Genomic DNA, 14,511 nt, shown 5'->3' on the forward strand with positions numbered 1-14,511 from the left:
GGGCGCAGGATGGGTGTTCAACGCGGCACGGTCATCTTCGCCTGGCTCCTTCTTTTTCCGGCTCTCCTCTACGTCACCGTCATCGTCGCCTATCCGCTGGTCGACACCATAATCCTGTCCTTCACCGATGCATCGTTGAAGAAGGTGACGAATTGGGTCGGTTTCGAGAATTACGCCAAGATCTTCAACGACACTTTCGCAGGCGTCATCGTCCGGACCTTTATCTGGACGTTCTTCTCCGTGTCGATCAAGATGATCATCGGTACGCTGGGCGCGGCACTGCTGAATTCCGCCGTTCCGGGCCGCTCGCTTTTCCGCGTCTTGACCATGCCGCCCTGGGTTGTGCCAATGGCGATCGGCATCTTCATGTGGGGCTGGATGTACAATGGCCAGTTCGGCATGATTTCAGGCATGCTGCAGCGTTTCGGCATCGTCGACAGCCCGGTGGCGTTCCTCGCCTATGGCAGCACGGCCTTCTGGGCGACGATCATTACCGATGTCTGGATCGGTGTGCCGATGGTCACTCTTTATATGCTGGCGGCGATGCAGGCGATCCCGCATGACCTCTACGAAGCCGCCTGGACGGACGGCGCCGGTCGCTTCTATCGCTTCCGTCGGATCACCCTGCCGCTGCTGGTGCCGTCGCTGGTCACCATGTCAATGCTGTCGCTGATCGCCACCTTCAATTCCTTCGACATCATCTGGATCCTGACGCGCGGCGGCCCGAACGGCGAGACGACGACGATGATCATCGACACCTATCGCACCGCGATCGGATCCTACAAATATGGCGAGGGTGCCGCCCGCGCGGTGTTGATCTGCATCTTCCTGTCGATCTTCTGCCTTGCCTATTTCCGCCTGACCAGCCGCTTTTCCACGGGAGCCAAGCAGCGATGAGCCAGCCCGCCATGATCAATCGCTACAAGTGGTACGAGCTCATCGGCATCTATGCCGGGATCCTGCTGTTCCTGACTTTCGTGCTGGCGCCCTTCGTCGAGGGGTTCCTGGTGTCGCTGAAGCCACTCAGCCAGCTTTTCTCGTCGCCCTATCGGTTCATTCCCGAGAACGGTTCGTTTGCAGCCTATCGCACGATGTGGACCAGCGTGCCCGGTTTCGGCTGGTATATCTTCAACTCCTTCCTGATATCAGGCGTGAGCACTGTCATCGTGCTGATCCTCGTCGTGCCGGCCGCCTATGCCTTCGCGCGTTTCGAGTTCCGAGGCGCCGGCTTGCTGCTCGGCGCCTTCCTGGCGGTCAACATGTTCTCTGGCGCCGTGCTGCTGATCCCGCTGTTCCGGCTCATGCGCTCCTTCGGCTTTTTGAACACCTATTTTGCCATGATCGTACCGGGTGTCGCTTTCCTCATTCCCTCCGGGATCTGGCTGCTGCGCACCTATATGATGCGCATTCCGAAGGAGCTTGATGAGGCGGCCTTTGTCGATGGTGCCAGCCATTTCTATACGCTGCGTCGCGTCATCCTGCCGATCGCCATGCCGGGCATCACCGTCGTCGCCATTACCACCTTCATCGGCTCTTACGCACAGCAGTTCATCTACGCTCTTACCTTCAATTCGAAGACGGAATACATGCCGCTGCCGGTTGGGCTCTTTGCCTATTTCGGCCGGCAGGAGGTCGTCTGGAACGAACTCATGGCCGCAAGCTTCGTCGGCATCGCGCCGGCTCTGGTCGTGATCTTCTTCCTGCAACGGTATCTCGTCAGCGGTCTGACCGCTGGCGCGGTGAAGCAATAAAATCAATCAACCACCAGAGAGAACGGGAGCTTAAACGTGACATTCCATTTCAAGACGGGGCTTCTCGCCCTTGCTTTGCTCGGCTCCACCGCGCTTGGCGCCGTGAACGCCCAGGCCGCCGACAAGGAAATCAGCTGGATCTATTGCGGTGACAGCATCGATCCGATCCATGTGAAGTACATCAAGCAGTGGGAAGACAAGAATCCGGGCTGGGCTGTCAAGCCTGAGGTTGTCGGTTGGGAGCAGTGCCAGGACAAGGCAACGACGCTCGCTGCAGCTGGTACGCCGGTCGCCATGGCCTATGTCGGCTCGCGCACGCTGAAGCAGTTCGCCGATAACGATCTGATCGTTCCGATCCCGATGACGGACGACGAGAAGAAGGCCTATTATCCGGGCATCGTTGGTACGGTAACCTTCGATGGGAAGCAGTGGGGCACGCCGATCGCCTTCTCGACCAAGGCGCTCTACTGGAACAAGGATCTCTTCAAGCAGGCCGGTCTCGATCCCGAGAAGCCGCCGACCACTTGGGCTGAGGAAATTGCCGACGCCAAGACGATCAAGGAAAAGACCGGCATTCCTGGCTATGGCCTGTCGGCCAAGACCTTCGACAACACGATGCACCAGTTCCTGCATTGGGTTTACACCAACAACGGCAAGGTCATCGATGGCGACAAGATCACCCTCGATAGCCCCGAAGTTCTGGCAGCCCTTCAGGCCTACAAGGACATCACGCCTTACTCGGTCGAAGGTCCGACGGCTTACGAGCAGAACGAAATGCGCGCCATCTTCCTCGATGGCAAGGTCGGCATGATCCAGGCCGGCTCCGGTGCCGCCGCCCGCCTGAAGGAAACGAAGATCAACTGGGGCGTGGCACCGCTGCCGCTCGGTCCTTCGGCCAAGGGGCAGGGCACGCTGCTCATCACCGACAGCCTCGCCGTCTTCAAGGGCAGCGGCGTCGAGGACAAGGCGATCGAATTCGCCAAGTTCATCACGTCTCCCGGTCCGCAGGGCGAATACGAACTCCAGGGCGGCGCCGGCCTCACGCCGTTGCGCCCGTCTCCGATGGTTGACGAGTTCGTCAAGAAGGACGCTTCCTGGAAGCCGTTCATCGACGGTATCGCCTATGGTGGTCCCGAGCCGCTCTTCAAGGACTATAAGGGCTTCCAGAACGTGATGATCTCCATGGTCCAGTCGGTCGTCACTGGCCAGGCTCAGCCGGCGGATGCGCTGAAGAAGGCCGCTGCCGATCTCGAGCAGTATAAGTAAGTCTGCAAATCACCGGGTCGCGCGCAATGCGCGCGGCCTTTGGAGCCCTGCCCGCCGAAAGGCGGCGCCGCGCGGAGACAGAGTTTGGGAAAGCTGCACCTTCATCAGGTCAAGAAATTCTATGGTCATTTCGAGGTCATCAAGGGCATCGAGCTCGACGTAAATGACGGTGAATTCATCGTCTTCGTCGGTCCGTCCGGCTGCGGCAAGTCGACCTTGCTGCGCATGATTGCCGGCCTCGACGACGTGACCAGCGGCGACATCAAGATCGATGGCGCCCGCGTCAACGATCTGCCGCCCGTCAAGCGCGGCATCGCCATGGTCTTCCAGTCCTATGCCCTCTATCCGCATATGTCGGTGTTCGAGAACATCGCTTTCCCGTTGCGGGTGGAGAAAATGGCGGAGGACAAGCTGAAGGCCAAGGTCGAGAATGCCGCCCGCATTCTGCACCTGGATCAGCGCCTGCAGCAGAAGCCGGGTCAGCTTTCCGGTGGCCAGCGCCAGCGCGTCGCCATCGGTCGCGCCATCGTGCGTGAGCCGAAGATCTTCCTGTTCGACGAGCCGCTGTCCAATCTTGATGCGGCCCTTCGCGCCGATATGCGCATCGAACTCGCCAAGCTGCACCGCCAGCTGCAGGCGACCATGATCTACGTGACCCACGACCAGGTCGAGGCCATGACCATGGCCGACCGCATCGTCGTCTTGAACGCCGGTGAAATATCGCAGGTCGGCGCCCCGCTGGAGCTTTATCACAAGCCGGCGAATACCTTCGTCGCCCGCTTCATCGGCAATCCCAAGATGAACTTCTTGCCCGTCACCTGCACCGGCGTCAGCGATGCCGGCGTCGAGGTAGAATACAAAGGCCAGAAGGCCGTGCTGCCCGTGGCGCCGCGCCAGGGCGTTGTCGGCAAGGCGCTGACACTAGGCATTCGGCCGGAGCATGTTCAACTCGGCGATGGCGACCTCACTCTGACCATCGTTCCGACGGTCGTCGAGCACCTTGGCGCTCAGACCGTCGCCTATGCCACGGCTGACGGTATCGACGAGAATTTCTGCGCGACATTGCCCGGCAGCGCCGCCATCCGCATGGATACGCCACTGAAGACCGGCATCCGCCTTGGCGATTGCCACCTGTTCGACGAAAACGGCGAGGCTTTCGAGCGTCGGGTAGAACTCACCGAAATCGACATGGAATTGCTGAACCAGGCCGCTTCCTGAGGGAGGCGGTTGCCCGGAAGCAGCCATCCGCCCTCGTGGTTCGAGACGGCCCTTTGGGCCTCCTCACCATGAGGACTGATCAATCTCGCCCAGCTTATAGCTCAGAGCTCGCTCCACCCTCATCCTGAGCTCGTCGAAGGAAGAGGGTGGCCACGGAAGCAATTGGCGGACGGTAGATCGCCCTACCAGACGAGCCCACGCGCCGCCACGTCCTCGACGCGGGTGACGACGCCATCGCGATGGAAGACCATCTGGTCAAAGAGATTGGAAATGACGCAGGTGTGGTTCGGGATGATGCGGATCTTGTCGCCGATCTCAGGGCGAGGACCGGTGCAGTTCGACAGGTCGATGACGCCGTGTTCCTCCGAAAGACCCTTGATGACGGCGTCCGGGTAGCCGACCACCTGGCCGTAATCGGCAAAGCCCAGAAGGTCTGAGGTCAGCGCCTTCGAGCCGGCATCGATGACGGCGCGATCCTCGGTCGGTCGGGAAACGACTGTGGCGAGGATGTGCATGGCGCAATCCTCTTCCCGGCAATGGCCCGCCCGCACCATCGAGCGGTCATTATAGATGTAGGTCCCGGCACGATGCTCCGTGGCTGCGGTCACGAGATGTGCGTCGAAAAGGCTCGGTGTGCCGCCATTGCTGACGATCGGGCATTCGATACCATCCGCTTTGAGGAGCCCCACGGCGTCCGACAGGAATTCCTGTGTCGCGGCAGCGCTATCCGGCTTCGGATAGGTCATCAGGCCGCCAAAGACGAGGCCCGGCTTGCCGGCGATATGCTTGCCGAGCTTTGCCGCCTCTGCAGGCGATTGCACGCCACAACGGGCGCCCCCGGTATCGCATTCCACCAGCACGGTCAGTGGCTTGCGGGCGGCGAACCAGTCGGAAAGTCCGTCGACCGTGACGGCGCTGTCGGCGACGACCTTGAGGCCGGCAATGCGGTCGTTCAAGGCCGAGAGGCGCGTAAGCTTCTCCAGGCCGAGAATGTTGAAGGTGATCAGAATATCCTCGAAGCCCGCATCGGCGAAGGCTTCCGCCTCGGTGATCTTCTGGCAGTTGATGCCCTTGGCGCCGGCGGCGACCTGTGCGCGTGCGAGAGCTGGAATCTTGTGCGTCTTGATATGCGGGCGAAAATTCAGGCCGTGCTCGTCCATGTAGGACTGCACGCGGGTGATGTTCGCAGCCAGCCGGTCTTCGTCGATGACCGGGCGCGGCGTCGAGAGGCTCTCGATGCGGTCGCCGGGCTTGGGGCTGATTTCCGAGGCGATATCATGTGCCATGTCAGGCGTCTTTCCGTTCTTCTGCAAAGGGGTCCGCCACCATCGGCCAGAGATCCTTCCGCGCGCGGCGATAAGGCGTGCGTGCGGGATTGTTGGGATAAGGCGTTCCCGCGGAGCAGTAAAGGATCTGCGATGCAATCTTCGAGAAGGACGCATAGAAATGATTGGTCGATTTGATGACCAGGATCTTTTTCGTTCTGGGGTCGATGCCCATGACGGAAAACAAGCTCGGATCGAAACTTTGGGCGCGCGTCGAGTTCAGGATGATGTCGATACCGTCGAGCTGAATATGCGCGGCATCGCCGAAGGGAGCGAAGCTCTCGCCGAAACGCATCTCGGCATTGGCGACAAGGCGGATGATCTTGACGAGGCCGTCGATCGGATTGCCCGTGCCCGGCGCCGATTTCGCGCCGAAGCGCAAGGGAATTTCGGCGCCTTCGCCCGCCGCCATGCAGATCTGCACGGCCATGGGGTCCCAGATCGTGCCGATCGCCGTGTCGGTTGCGCCGCGGTCGAGCAATTCCTGCAGGATGACCGTTGCGTCGCCTGCCGTGCCGCCGCCGGGATTATCCCAGAGATCGGCGATGACGACCGGACCTGAAGTAGCGGCCATGGCCTCGCTTACCGCTTGCTTCTCGTCGATCTGCGGCATGATGAAGGTGCCGCGCTTGGAGAAGAGTTCCAGGCCGAGATCGCGGGCGATTGCTGAACCTTTATCCGGCTTATTATCGGTAACGACGAGCAGCTTCGTACCCATCTCCGGCACGTCGCCTGCCATGAAACCATGAACGACCGAAATCGAAAGAATATCGGCGTCACTCTTTTCCATCGCCATGATCTTGTCGACGAAGGAGCGCATCGGCTCGCGCGACGTCGGAAAGACATCGATCATGCGGCAGTCGAAGGCCGACATGACCGGCTTGACCCTGCCTTCCAGCGTATCGATGGCGATGCGCCACAAATCCTCGGCGCGATCGACGAAGTCTGTATGCGGGAATTCCTTGAAATAGACGAAGAAATTTGCGGCTGCGCGGCGCTTCGCCGTCAGATGGCTATGCGGATCGAGCTCGGCGCAGACCAGGATATCCGGCCCGACGATCTCGCGCACGCGCGACAGGAAGTCGCCTTCCGTATCCTCGTAACCGTCTGCGACCATGGCGCCGTGCAGACCGAGGACGACGGCATCGACAGGCATCGCCGCCCGCAGCTGCTCGAGAATTTCGTCGCGCAATTCCTCATAGGCCCGGCGGTTCACCAGTCCGGCGGGATCGGCCCAGGTGGCAGTACCCTCGATCACGTCCCAGCCCTTTTCCACCGCGATGCGTCGTCCCACCGTGATCGGTGCGGAACACAGCGTCGGCGTTTCCGGATGCATACCGGGCGGCGCATAGAGAGAGGCTTCGAAAGCGCGCCGGTCGATGCAGATGGGGGAGAAGGTATTCGTCTCGGTCGCAAGGGCCGCGGTGAAAATGCGCAATGCTGTCGCCTCTATTCCATGGGGTTCGGCAGATAGCCGGTGAAGCCGCAGATCTTCCAGCGTCCTTCATACAGGCGGCAGTAATAAAGTGTCTGCCACTTCATCACGTCGATGCCGCCATCCGATTTCTTCAGGCTGCCGTCGAACTTTTTGCGCACCAGCGCCATCTCGTCTTCGATCTCGATGTCTTCGAGGGTCGTTGTCGTGAAGATGGCGGTGCGCGGATCTTCGGCGAAGGATTGCGTGGCAAAGTCACGTGCCTGGCGCAGCCACTCGTCGCGATAGGCTGACAGCGTCGGGAAGGCGAGGCGCCATTTGTCGGGGCTGACCGCGCGCTTGCCATCGATGCCGATAAAGCCCTCTTCGACGAAATCGCTCGCGACCATCGACCAGTCAGCGGCAAGAAAAGCATCGATATCGCGCGGGACGAGCATCTCCCAGATCGAATGCCTGGCGGTATCGCTGGCAGGGAAGGGATTCTTGAAAGGATCACGCATGGTATCCGCCGTCATTTAAATTCTTTTCATAATTTGCGATTTTCACTGGTCAAATTCTGCTTTCTATGGTCATTTGTCAACGTATCAAGAAAATAATTTGCAGGAACCGCATGGTGGCCATCGCATGTCAGGGTTCCGGCCGAATGGGAACGAATGACAAGCCGCATCTGCTCGCAAACCCGTTCACAGGTGCTGGCGGAAATAGGTAAGGTTGAGATGGATCGCGTCGCTTACTACGTGTCGGACGTCAGGAAAACAGCGACAAGGGGGGCTGATGGATATCTTCACGACCATGCAGGAAGAGAGAGGCCGGCTTTCGCAATCGGAAATCCGTATCGCCGATATCGTCCTCAATGATTTCGAATTCGCCGTCAATGCTTCCATCATCGAGCTTGCGGGCAAGGCGGATGTCTCGCCGCCGACGGTGACGCGTTTCTGCCGGCGTCTGGGCTGCGAAAGCTTTTCCGATTTCAAGGTGCAGCTCGCGCGCACAGCCTATGTCGGCATGCGCTATCTGAAGCCCGAGCCGAAGAGCATCGCACCGGCCGACGTTGCCCAGGATATTATTACCAAGGCGCAGAATGCACTCTTCCTGCTGCATCGTGGGCTGGATGTTGCGGCCATCGAGCGGGCCGCGAACCGGCTTGCCGGCGCGGAGATGATCTATGCCTTCGGCTCCGGCGGCAATTCCTCGATGATCGCGACCGAGCTGCAGAACCGCCTGTTCCGGCTTGGCCTCCGCATTACCGCAAGTTCCGACCACAGCATGCAGCTGATGATGGCTGCGGCTGCCAAGCCGACGGACGTACTGATCGGCTCGTCCTTCTCCGGCCGCAACGCCGAGCTGGTGCGCGCTTTCGCGCTGGCACGCGAAGCCAAGGTCCCGACCATCGCCCTGACGCAGAGCGAAAGCCCGGTGGCCCGCGCCGCCGAGATTACGGTGCCCGTCGACCTGCCGGAAGGAGACAATATCTATCGGCCGACATCGACCCGCATCGCCTATCTGGCCGTGGTGGACATTCTCGCCAGCCTGATTGCCTACCGCATCCAGCCGCAGGCAACGGTGACGCTGCGCCGCATCAAGCAGCAGCTCGTCACCCACCGCGATGGCGACGACCGCCAGCTTCTCGGAGATTGAAGCAGTTTCAGGAAAGTCGGCGACGCTTATCGCGTTGGGCTCCGCCGAAAACAACAGAACACAGGGTGGCGGATCAAGCCGCTCGGGGAACCGATCGAAGGAATATGATATGAGCAAATCCGTTGCCATCGTCACAGGGGCGGCCGGCGATATCGGCCGAGCCATCGCAAAACGCCTGGCGGATGACCATGACGTCATCCTGCTCGTCGATATCGACGAGGCGGCCATGCAGAAGGCTGTCGGAGAACTCGGCCCGGCGGAACGTTTCGTCACATTCAAGGCGGATATCACCAGTGATGCCGACGTTGCCGCCATGGCGAAGGCCGCATTGGATCTCGGCGAGGTGAAGACGCTCGTCAACAATGCCGGTGCCGCCCGCGCCGTCAGCCTTCATGACACCACGCCGGCCATCTGGCGTGCCGACAATGCTCTCAATCTCGAAGCGGCCTTCCTGTGCTTCCGCGCCGTCGAAGACATGCTGAAGGCGTCAAAGGGATCGGTCATCAATATCGCTTCGGTCAACGGCATGGCCGTCTTCGGCCATCCGGCCTACAGCGCCGCCAAGGCCGGGCTTCTGCATTTCACCCGGCTGGTCGCGGTCGAATACGGCAAGTTCGGCATCCGCTCGAATGCGGTCGCGCCCGGCACGGTGCGCACCCAGGCCTGGGAAGCGCGCGCCGCCGCAAACCCGAATGTCTTCGAGGAGGCAAAACGCTGGTATGCGCTGCGGCGCGTCGTCGATCCGGCCGATGTCGCCAATGCCGTCTCTTTCCTCGCAAGCCCACTCGCCTCGGCGATCACTGGTGTCTGCTTGCCCGTTGATTGCGGCCTGACGGCAGGGCAGGCGGAGCTTGCTCACACCTTCTCCCAGTCCGAACATTACTGACGGGCTACGCCGACGGGGAATAGAATGCAGCCGTCCTCCTATCATCTCGAAAACATCTGGCCTCCCGAACGCGGAAAGCACGGTCGCCTGACTCCGGACACGCTTTAAGGCGTCGGCTCGACTTTTAATCATGCTTCAGGCCGCCGATATAGATTTTCGGCGGCTTTTTCGTGTCCAGCCGTTATCGAAGCAACGGTCGACGGGATTGCATGGTTGTGGCGCTGGAGCGCGCTACCCTGCCCGCAGGGTCGCCATATCGGTCGGGAAGAAACCCGCCCAGGCCATCACGGTCATGGCGGTGATGACGAGCAGATACCACATAACGACATAATCCCCGACCAGTCGCCGATTCAACGCGGCAAAGAGAAGAGCGACACTGAAGGCGAGCCAGAGCAGATTCCAGACGTGGTCCATTTTGTTGTTCCCCTTATTCGTCTTTTCCTCCCCGCTACAAAAGTTAACGACATAGTGGTGCGCGAGGTAGCGCCATAGCGGGATGGAGGTTTGCACACAGCGGGAAGCGGAGATCTCAGCCGCCGCCGGGATGGGCATTTGACGGCCAGCCCATAGGGTTTTCATGCCGCGCGTCTCGCCTCCGATCACATCCGATGAGGCCCGCAAGAAAATCTTAACGGCAAGCGCACGAGCCCCGGAACATCTTGCCACTGCTCGCCGTTATGGCCCGGTGGCGTTAAGGCGAGGAGGGCTGCCATGGAACATGGTGATTGGAACAATCCCGTCATAGTCGATCTCGATGGTGTCGGCCATTTCGCGATCATCACCAACGCGCTGGACGCGGCAAACTGCATGAGCGAGGAGTGGCCGGTAAACGGCGGCCCGGCAATGGATGAGGCCGTGCTGGTCTGCCTCGACGCCGTTCTCGGCAAGGTTTCCGCCGAGCGGTCGCGAAAGGCTTTTCTGGAGGCGGCGCGCGAGGCCGGGCTGAGTGTCAGGCCGGATTCGGGAAGCCTTCACTAGTCGCCATAAGACGGGGGCGACGGCCTCCCTGGACGGGAGGCGCTCAGATTGCCCAGAAGATCAGGCTGAGGACTATGATGACGGCGAGGATGAACCCTATCATTCTCCCGAGCCCTTCGTTGACATTGCCGTTGCCGACGATCAGGTCGTACCAGTCGCTTTTGTGGTTCATCATACGTCCCTCAGGGTTTGCCCCATTAGGTCGATCTCTTCTTCGGTAGTCAATGATTTAAAGACGGTGGGTGGCGGCCGTCGATCAGGCTTTTATCGCCTGCCTGCGGCGGGCATCAGGGATCGGTTCAAATGGAGATTATTCAGGGATGCCAAAAGGCCGGTTTTCATCCGGACAGCCGATTTCAAGACAAGTTCATGTGAACTCCCGGCCAACCGGAAGCGGCATCTTACGAGCTCGCTTAATCTTGAAATCTTTGAGAAATCCGAGTTTCTCAAGAAAGGAAATGGTGCCCAGAAGAGGACTCGAACCTCCACGCCTCGCGGCACAGGTACCTGAAACCTGCGCGTCTACCAATTCCGCCATCTGGGCGACGGACACGCATGTAAGGGGGTGGCCGTCCGGTGTCAACAGGGTTTTTGAAGTTTTCGTGGCAATCGTGAAAAAAGCGGGTGAAGCCCGGGTCAAACCCGGGCTGCGGCCCATGCGCTGATCAGGCCAAGTCCCTGTTCCAGCAAGGCCTTTGCCTCGTTTTCGCTCGATGCTTCCACATAACAGCGCATTTCCGGCGCATTGCCGGAGGGGCGGAAATGGATGATTCGGTTATCCACAAGTGTCACCCGCAGGCCGTCGATGTCGCTCTTCGAGGCGACGCTAGCAATGGGCTTGAGGAAATCCGCAAGATTGGCGTCGGAGGCGCGCAGATAGGCCATCAGAGCCGCACTCGTTTCCACCGGAAAGTTCTCCAGGCGGTCGGCTGCGGCAAAGGGCAGGCGGTAGCTGCCGGCAACGGCCGAAAGCGGCTTGCCTGCCTTTGCGGCGGCGTAGAGCGTCGCGAGGATCGGCAGGAAGCTGTCGCGCGTCGGCAGCGGCTCGAAGGCTTTTCCCTCGACAGTGAAACGGCTGGCGGTCAGCGTGCCGCCATTGGCCTCGAAGCCCATCACATTGGTCTTGCCGGCCGCAATGGCCTCATCCATGCCGGCGATCACATAGGGCGAGCCGACGCGGGTGCGGGTGACGGCATAGGAGCCGGCGGCCTCGATGCCGGAATTGGAGGTGACCGGCGTGACGACCACTTGCGCGCCGAGGAAGTTCGCCGCGATAAGGCCGAGCAGATCGCCACGCAGCGGTTCTCCGGTTTCGTCCGCGACCAGCGGCCGGTCGCCGTCGCCATCGGCCGAGACGATGGCATCCAGGCCGTGCTCGGGTGCCCAGGCTTTCATGAGGCGGATGGTTTCGGCCGAGACCGCTTCGGTATCGACCGGAATGAAGCTCTCGGAGCGGCCAAGCGGCACGACGCGGGCGCTGTAATGGGTCAGCACCTCACCGAAGAGATCGCGCGCCACCGTGCTGTGCTGATAGACGCCGATGGTGAGGCCGGCGAGGCTGCCTGGTGGCAGCAGGCCCTTGTTGCGCTCCAGGAACAGCGCCTCCGTCTCGGCCGTGCGATTTTCCGCCTCGGCAGGCGTTTCGTCGAGCACCTTATCGCCGATCGCAAGCGCCTCCTCGCTGATCGCCACTTCGTCGCGCTTGTCGATTTCGCCATCCGGCCGGTAGAATTTGATGCCGTTGCGGTCGGCTGGAATATGTGAGCCGGTGATCATCAGCGAGGCCGCCTTCAGCTGCAGGCCGTAAAGCGCCAGCGCCGGCGTCGGCAATGTGCCGCAGTCGATCGGCGTCAGGCCTGCCCGCTTCAGTGCGCCGATACAGGTGGCTGAGATCGCCGGGCTCGATTCGCGGAAATCGCGGCCGACGAGGATGAGATCGCCCGGCTTGGCATGGCCGTTTTTCAGCAGATGGCGGGCAAAGGCTGTAGCGTAGAGCGCTGATGCTCGTCCGGTGAGGTCTGCGGATAGGCCGCGAAGGCCGCTGGTGCCGAATTTCAAGCTGCTCACAGGCAATCTCCCTTGCAATGGTTGGGCTGTTATGGCGCAAGCGGTGGCGGCGATCAACTCATCGTGGATCGATAGGTTCCGGTTGCAGCAACACTGGTTTTGCCATCGCCATGACCCCAACTAAGATGAGGGGTGCGACGGCCCGGCATAGGTCCGCAGCGTCCGGAACAGGAGTATGTCATGGCTGTTTTTCATAGGATCGCGTTTGGCTGCGTTCTCGCGCTTGCCTCGCTGGCTCAGGCGGATTTCGCTACGGCCGCCTCGGACTCTCGGAAGCTCATCACCCCGCCGCGCACCAATACCGTCATCTGTGATTCCCGTGGCTGCTTCGGTTTCGGACAGCGGCAGTTCTACACTCGCCCAGGCCAGCCGCTTCCGATCACGCCGCCCTATAACGGAGGGCTCAATCGCTTTGGCAGCCCGCGAGTTCAGGTTCCTCCGCGCGAAACCTTTACGCCGCCGCCGAGGGCTCTCTATCCTTCGCCGGCCCAGAAACTTAGGCAGCATCAGACCTGGTGCGCCGAGCGCTACCGGACCTACAATCCCGGCACCAACAGCTATACGACGATCAACAACGGCACCAGGCCCTGCCGTTCGCCCTTCGATTGATGTCCCGAGCAGGAGGGACCTAGCTCTCCAGCGACGCGCGGTCGGTATGGCCGAGATCGCGCTCGGGGTCGATGATATCGCGCACCCGCTGCTTCAGCTCCTTCGGCCCAGGGAAGCCGCCATCGCGCTTGCGCTCCCACAACAGCTCGCCGTCGATGCGGATTTCGAAGATGCCGCCAGTGCCGGGGATCAGCGCCACTTCGCCGAGACTGTCGGTAAAGGTCTGCAGCAGCTCCTGCGCCATCCAGCCGGAGCGGAGCAGCCAGTTGCATTGGGTGCAGTAGAGAATGGTGATCCGCGGCTTGTCGCTCATCGTCCTGATCCTTTGTTGTTTGCTGAGATCTAGGCTCAACTTTAGTCCGTTACAAGCCAAAGTACTTCCAGGAAAAGCGCCCAGCGGTTTTCCGTCCGCAATTGCGCAAGGATAGACGGACAGAGCGGTTCGGCATTTCCATGGGGTGCTCAAATGCTCTGGCCACTTGCCTCTCCCGCAGCCTCATGCTCATCTCCGGTGGTAACATTGCTCGGGAATCAACGGTATGCGCGTCGCCATCATCGAGAATATGAAGAACACCCCGCTCGGCGCCCTCGGCATCGCGCTGGAGGAGGCCGGGGCCGAGATCGACTGGTTCCGCCCCTGGAGCGGCGAAGCGCTGCCGAAGGACACGTCGTTCTACGATGCGCTGGCCGTGCTCGGTGGCGAGCAGAGCGCCCGCGACGACGACACCCATCCCTATCTGCCCGAGTTGGCGCGGCTGATGCGCCGTTTCGAGGGTGAGGACAAGGCCGTGCTCGGCATCTGCCTCGGCAGCCAGATCCTGGCGCGCGCCTACGAGGCCGAAAATCTGCTCGGCACCGCCCATGAATTCGGCTGGAAGACGGTCGGCCTGACTGACGAGGGGAAGCGGGACCCGTTGCTCGCCGATGTCGGCGATGAATTCACCATTTTCGAATGGCACGGTGACACCTTTACCTTGCCTGCCGGCGCCACGCGCCTGGCCGCCAACGGCGTCACGCCGAACCAGGCCTTCCGCATCGGCCGCGCCACCTATGGCACGCAGTTTCACTTCGAGGCCAATGCCGCCGTGGTCGAGCGCTGGCGCGGCGAATTCAAGGAAACCATTGAGCGCAAGGAGCCGGGCTGGCTCGATCGCTACCCGGAGCTTGTGGCCAAGCATGCGGCAGCGGCCGAGACGGCCGGCCTTGCCATCGCAAGGGCCTGGGTGAGAACCATAAAAGTGCCGGTGGGGCGCCCTCAGGCCGCAGAGGCTTGAGGGTCGCTGATGATCGGACACGTCCGATCAATCCGATGGCGACGTGCTCTACACCGATAGTTTT

General features: G+C 61.0%; 16 protein-coding genes and 1 tRNA gene. 9 read left to right on the forward strand and 8 right to left on the reverse strand.

Going from position 1 to position 14,511, the window contains the following annotated elements; genetic code table 11:
• The first annotated feature begins 9 nt into the window (after positions 1 to 9).
• The 4 genes from GA0061103_RS21220 to GA0061103_RS21235 all read left to right on the forward strand — a co-directional run bounded on the left by GA0061103_RS21220 (position 10) and on the right by GA0061103_RS21235 (position 4,235).
• Positions 10 to 897 (forward strand): carbohydrate ABC transporter permease, encoded by an 888-nt coding sequence (locus GA0061103_RS21220; RefSeq protein ID WP_092714710.1) that lies wholly within the window; start codon positions 10 to 12, stop codon positions 895 to 897.
• A complete protein-coding gene (locus tag GA0061103_RS21225) occupies positions 894 to 1,751 on the forward strand; it encodes a carbohydrate ABC transporter permease (protein ID WP_092714712.1) in 858 nt (285 codons plus the stop codon). Before GA0061103_RS21220 ends, GA0061103_RS21225 begins: the two co-directional genes overlap by 4 nt.
• Positions 1,752 to 1,787: 36 nt before the next feature.
• Positions 1,788 to 3,017 (forward strand): ABC transporter substrate-binding protein, encoded by a 1,230-nt coding sequence (locus GA0061103_RS21230; RefSeq protein WP_092714714.1) that lies wholly within the window; start codon positions 1,788 to 1,790, stop codon positions 3,015 to 3,017.
• A gap of 84 nt (positions 3,018 to 3,101) precedes the next feature.
• Entirely contained in the window at positions 3,102 to 4,235 is a 1,134-nt protein-coding gene (locus tag GA0061103_RS21235; protein ID WP_092714716.1) for an ABC transporter ATP-binding protein, read from the forward strand.
• A gap of 182 nt (positions 4,236 to 4,417) precedes the next feature.
• Here GA0061103_RS21235 and GA0061103_RS21240 read toward each other — a convergent pair whose 3' ends face one another.
• From GA0061103_RS21240 to GA0061103_RS21250, 3 genes are read right to left on the reverse strand one after another with little or no spacing between them, the layout of a single operon-like run.
• Positions 4,418 to 5,521: a D-TA family PLP-dependent enzyme gene (locus tag GA0061103_RS21240; RefSeq protein WP_092714718.1), complete on the reverse strand. Its 1,104-nt coding sequence runs from the start codon at positions 5,519 to 5,521 to the stop codon at positions 4,418 to 4,420.
• A 1-nt stretch (position 5,522) separates the two neighbouring features.
• Positions 5,523 to 6,998 (reverse strand): M81 family metallopeptidase, encoded by a 1,476-nt coding sequence (locus GA0061103_RS21245; protein ID WP_092714720.1) that lies wholly within the window; start codon positions 6,996 to 6,998, stop codon positions 5,523 to 5,525.
• An 11-nt stretch (positions 6,999 to 7,009) separates the two neighbouring features.
• Positions 7,010 to 7,495 carry a hypothetical protein gene (locus GA0061103_RS21250; protein WP_092715163.1) on the reverse strand — a complete coding sequence of 162 codons (486 nt, stop codon included), beginning with the start codon at positions 7,493 to 7,495 and terminating at the stop codon, positions 7,010 to 7,012.
• Between the two features lie 274 nt (positions 7,496 to 7,769).
• Here GA0061103_RS21250 and GA0061103_RS21255 point away from each other — a divergent pair, with 274 nt between their 5' ends.
• Both GA0061103_RS21255 and GA0061103_RS21260 read left to right on the forward strand, forming a co-directional pair.
• Positions 7,770 to 8,633: a MurR/RpiR family transcriptional regulator gene (locus GA0061103_RS21255; protein WP_092714723.1), complete on the forward strand. Its 864-nt coding sequence runs from the start codon at positions 7,770 to 7,772 to the stop codon at positions 8,631 to 8,633.
• 109 nt (positions 8,634 to 8,742) lie between these two features.
• The gene (locus GA0061103_RS21260; protein ID WP_092715165.1) at positions 8,743 to 9,519 is read left to right on the forward strand and encodes an SDR family oxidoreductase; all 777 of its coding nucleotides are present in this window, start codon (positions 8,743 to 8,745) and stop codon (positions 9,517 to 9,519) included.
• 231 nt (positions 9,520 to 9,750) lie between these two features.
• Here the strand turns inward: GA0061103_RS21260 and GA0061103_RS34795 are convergent, their stop codons facing one another.
• Positions 9,751 to 9,933, reverse strand: a complete 183-nt coding sequence (locus GA0061103_RS34795) for a hypothetical protein (RefSeq protein ID WP_113348069.1) — start codon at positions 9,931 to 9,933, stop codon at positions 9,751 to 9,753.
• Positions 9,934 to 10,230: 297 nt separating this feature from the next.
• Between GA0061103_RS34795 and GA0061103_RS21270 the strand changes: the two genes are divergently transcribed.
• Complete coding sequence (locus GA0061103_RS21270) at positions 10,231 to 10,497, forward strand: DUF982 domain-containing protein (RefSeq protein ID WP_092714727.1); 267 nt, start codon at positions 10,231 to 10,233, stop codon at positions 10,495 to 10,497.
• A 43-nt stretch (positions 10,498 to 10,540) separates the two neighbouring features.
• On the opposite strand, the gene GA0061103_RS35580 is transcribed toward GA0061103_RS21270, so the two are convergent.
• The 3 genes from GA0061103_RS35580 to GA0061103_RS21280 form a co-directional block, all read right to left on the reverse strand.
• A complete protein-coding gene (locus tag GA0061103_RS35580) occupies positions 10,541 to 10,672 on the reverse strand; it encodes a hypothetical protein (RefSeq protein WP_280949802.1) in 132 nt (43 codons plus the stop codon).
• A 284-nt stretch (positions 10,673 to 10,956) separates the two neighbouring features.
• A tRNA-Leu gene (locus GA0061103_RS21275) sits at positions 10,957 to 11,041 on the reverse strand.
• A 92-nt stretch (positions 11,042 to 11,133) separates the two neighbouring features.
• Complete coding sequence (locus GA0061103_RS21280; RefSeq protein WP_092714729.1) at positions 11,134 to 12,564, reverse strand: phosphomannomutase; 1,431 nt, start codon at positions 12,562 to 12,564, stop codon at positions 11,134 to 11,136.
• A gap of 180 nt (positions 12,565 to 12,744) precedes the next feature.
• Between GA0061103_RS21280 and GA0061103_RS21285 the strand changes: the two genes are divergently transcribed.
• On the forward strand, positions 12,745 to 13,173 hold the full coding sequence (locus tag GA0061103_RS21285) for a BA14K family protein (RefSeq protein ID WP_092714731.1): 429 nt from the start codon (positions 12,745 to 12,747) through the stop codon (positions 13,171 to 13,173).
• A 19-nt stretch (positions 13,174 to 13,192) separates the two neighbouring features.
• Here GA0061103_RS21285 and GA0061103_RS21290 read toward each other — a convergent pair whose 3' ends face one another.
• On the reverse strand, positions 13,193 to 13,486 hold the full coding sequence (locus tag GA0061103_RS21290) for an Rdx family protein (RefSeq protein WP_092714733.1): 294 nt from the start codon (positions 13,484 to 13,486) through the stop codon (positions 13,193 to 13,195).
• A gap of 226 nt (positions 13,487 to 13,712) precedes the next feature.
• On the opposite strand from GA0061103_RS21290, the gene GA0061103_RS21295 reads away from it, so the two are divergent.
• Positions 13,713 to 14,447, forward strand: a complete 735-nt coding sequence (locus GA0061103_RS21295) for a type 1 glutamine amidotransferase (RefSeq protein ID WP_092714735.1) — start codon at positions 13,713 to 13,715, stop codon at positions 14,445 to 14,447.
• The last annotated feature ends 64 nt before the right edge of the window (positions 14,448 to 14,511 follow it).

Origin of the sequence: Martinezella multihospitum, assembly GCF_900094585.1 — a bacterium.
In the GTDB taxonomy this organism is placed as follows: Bacteria; Pseudomonadota; Alphaproteobacteria; order Rhizobiales; family Rhizobiaceae; genus Rhizobium; species Rhizobium multihospitium.

What these genes read in the sequence shown, in the direction of transcription:
- GA0061103_RS21220 (WP_092714710.1), top strand. Translation starts at nt 10, where the DNA reads ATGGGTGTTCAACGCGGCACGGTCATCTTCGCCTGGCTCCTTCTTTTT.
- GA0061103_RS21225 (WP_092714712.1), top strand. Translation starts at nt 894, where the DNA reads ATGAGCCAGCCCGCCATGATCAATCGCTACAAGTGGTACGAGCTCATC.
- GA0061103_RS21240 (WP_092714718.1), bottom strand. Translation starts at nt 5,521, where the DNA reads ATGGCACATGATATCGCCTCGGAAATCAGCCCCAAGCCCGGCGACCGC.
- GA0061103_RS21250 (WP_092715163.1), bottom strand. Translation starts at nt 7,495, where the DNA reads ATGCGTGATCCTTTCAAGAATCCCTTCCCTGCCAGCGATACCGCCAGG.
- GA0061103_RS21255 (WP_092714723.1), top strand. Translation starts at nt 7,770, where the DNA reads ATGGATATCTTCACGACCATGCAGGAAGAGAGAGGCCGGCTTTCGCAA.
- GA0061103_RS21260 (WP_092715165.1), top strand. Translation starts at nt 8,743, where the DNA reads ATGAGCAAATCCGTTGCCATCGTCACAGGGGCGGCCGGCGATATCGGC.
- GA0061103_RS34795 (WP_113348069.1), bottom strand. Translation starts at nt 9,933, where the DNA reads ATGGACCACGTCTGGAATCTGCTCTGGCTCGCCTTCAGTGTCGCTCTT.
- GA0061103_RS21270 (WP_092714727.1), top strand. Translation starts at nt 10,231, where the DNA reads ATGGAACATGGTGATTGGAACAATCCCGTCATAGTCGATCTCGATGGT.
- GA0061103_RS35580 (WP_280949802.1), bottom strand. Translation starts at nt 10,672, where the DNA reads ATGATGAACCACAAAAGCGACTGGTACGACCTGATCGTCGGCAACGGC.
- GA0061103_RS21285 (WP_092714731.1), top strand. Translation starts at nt 12,745, where the DNA reads ATGGCTGTTTTTCATAGGATCGCGTTTGGCTGCGTTCTCGCGCTTGCC.
- GA0061103_RS21290 (WP_092714733.1), bottom strand. Translation starts at nt 13,486, where the DNA reads ATGAGCGACAAGCCGCGGATCACCATTCTCTACTGCACCCAATGCAAC.
- GA0061103_RS21295 (WP_092714735.1), top strand. Translation starts at nt 13,713, where the DNA reads ATGCGCGTCGCCATCATCGAGAATATGAAGAACACCCCGCTCGGCGCC.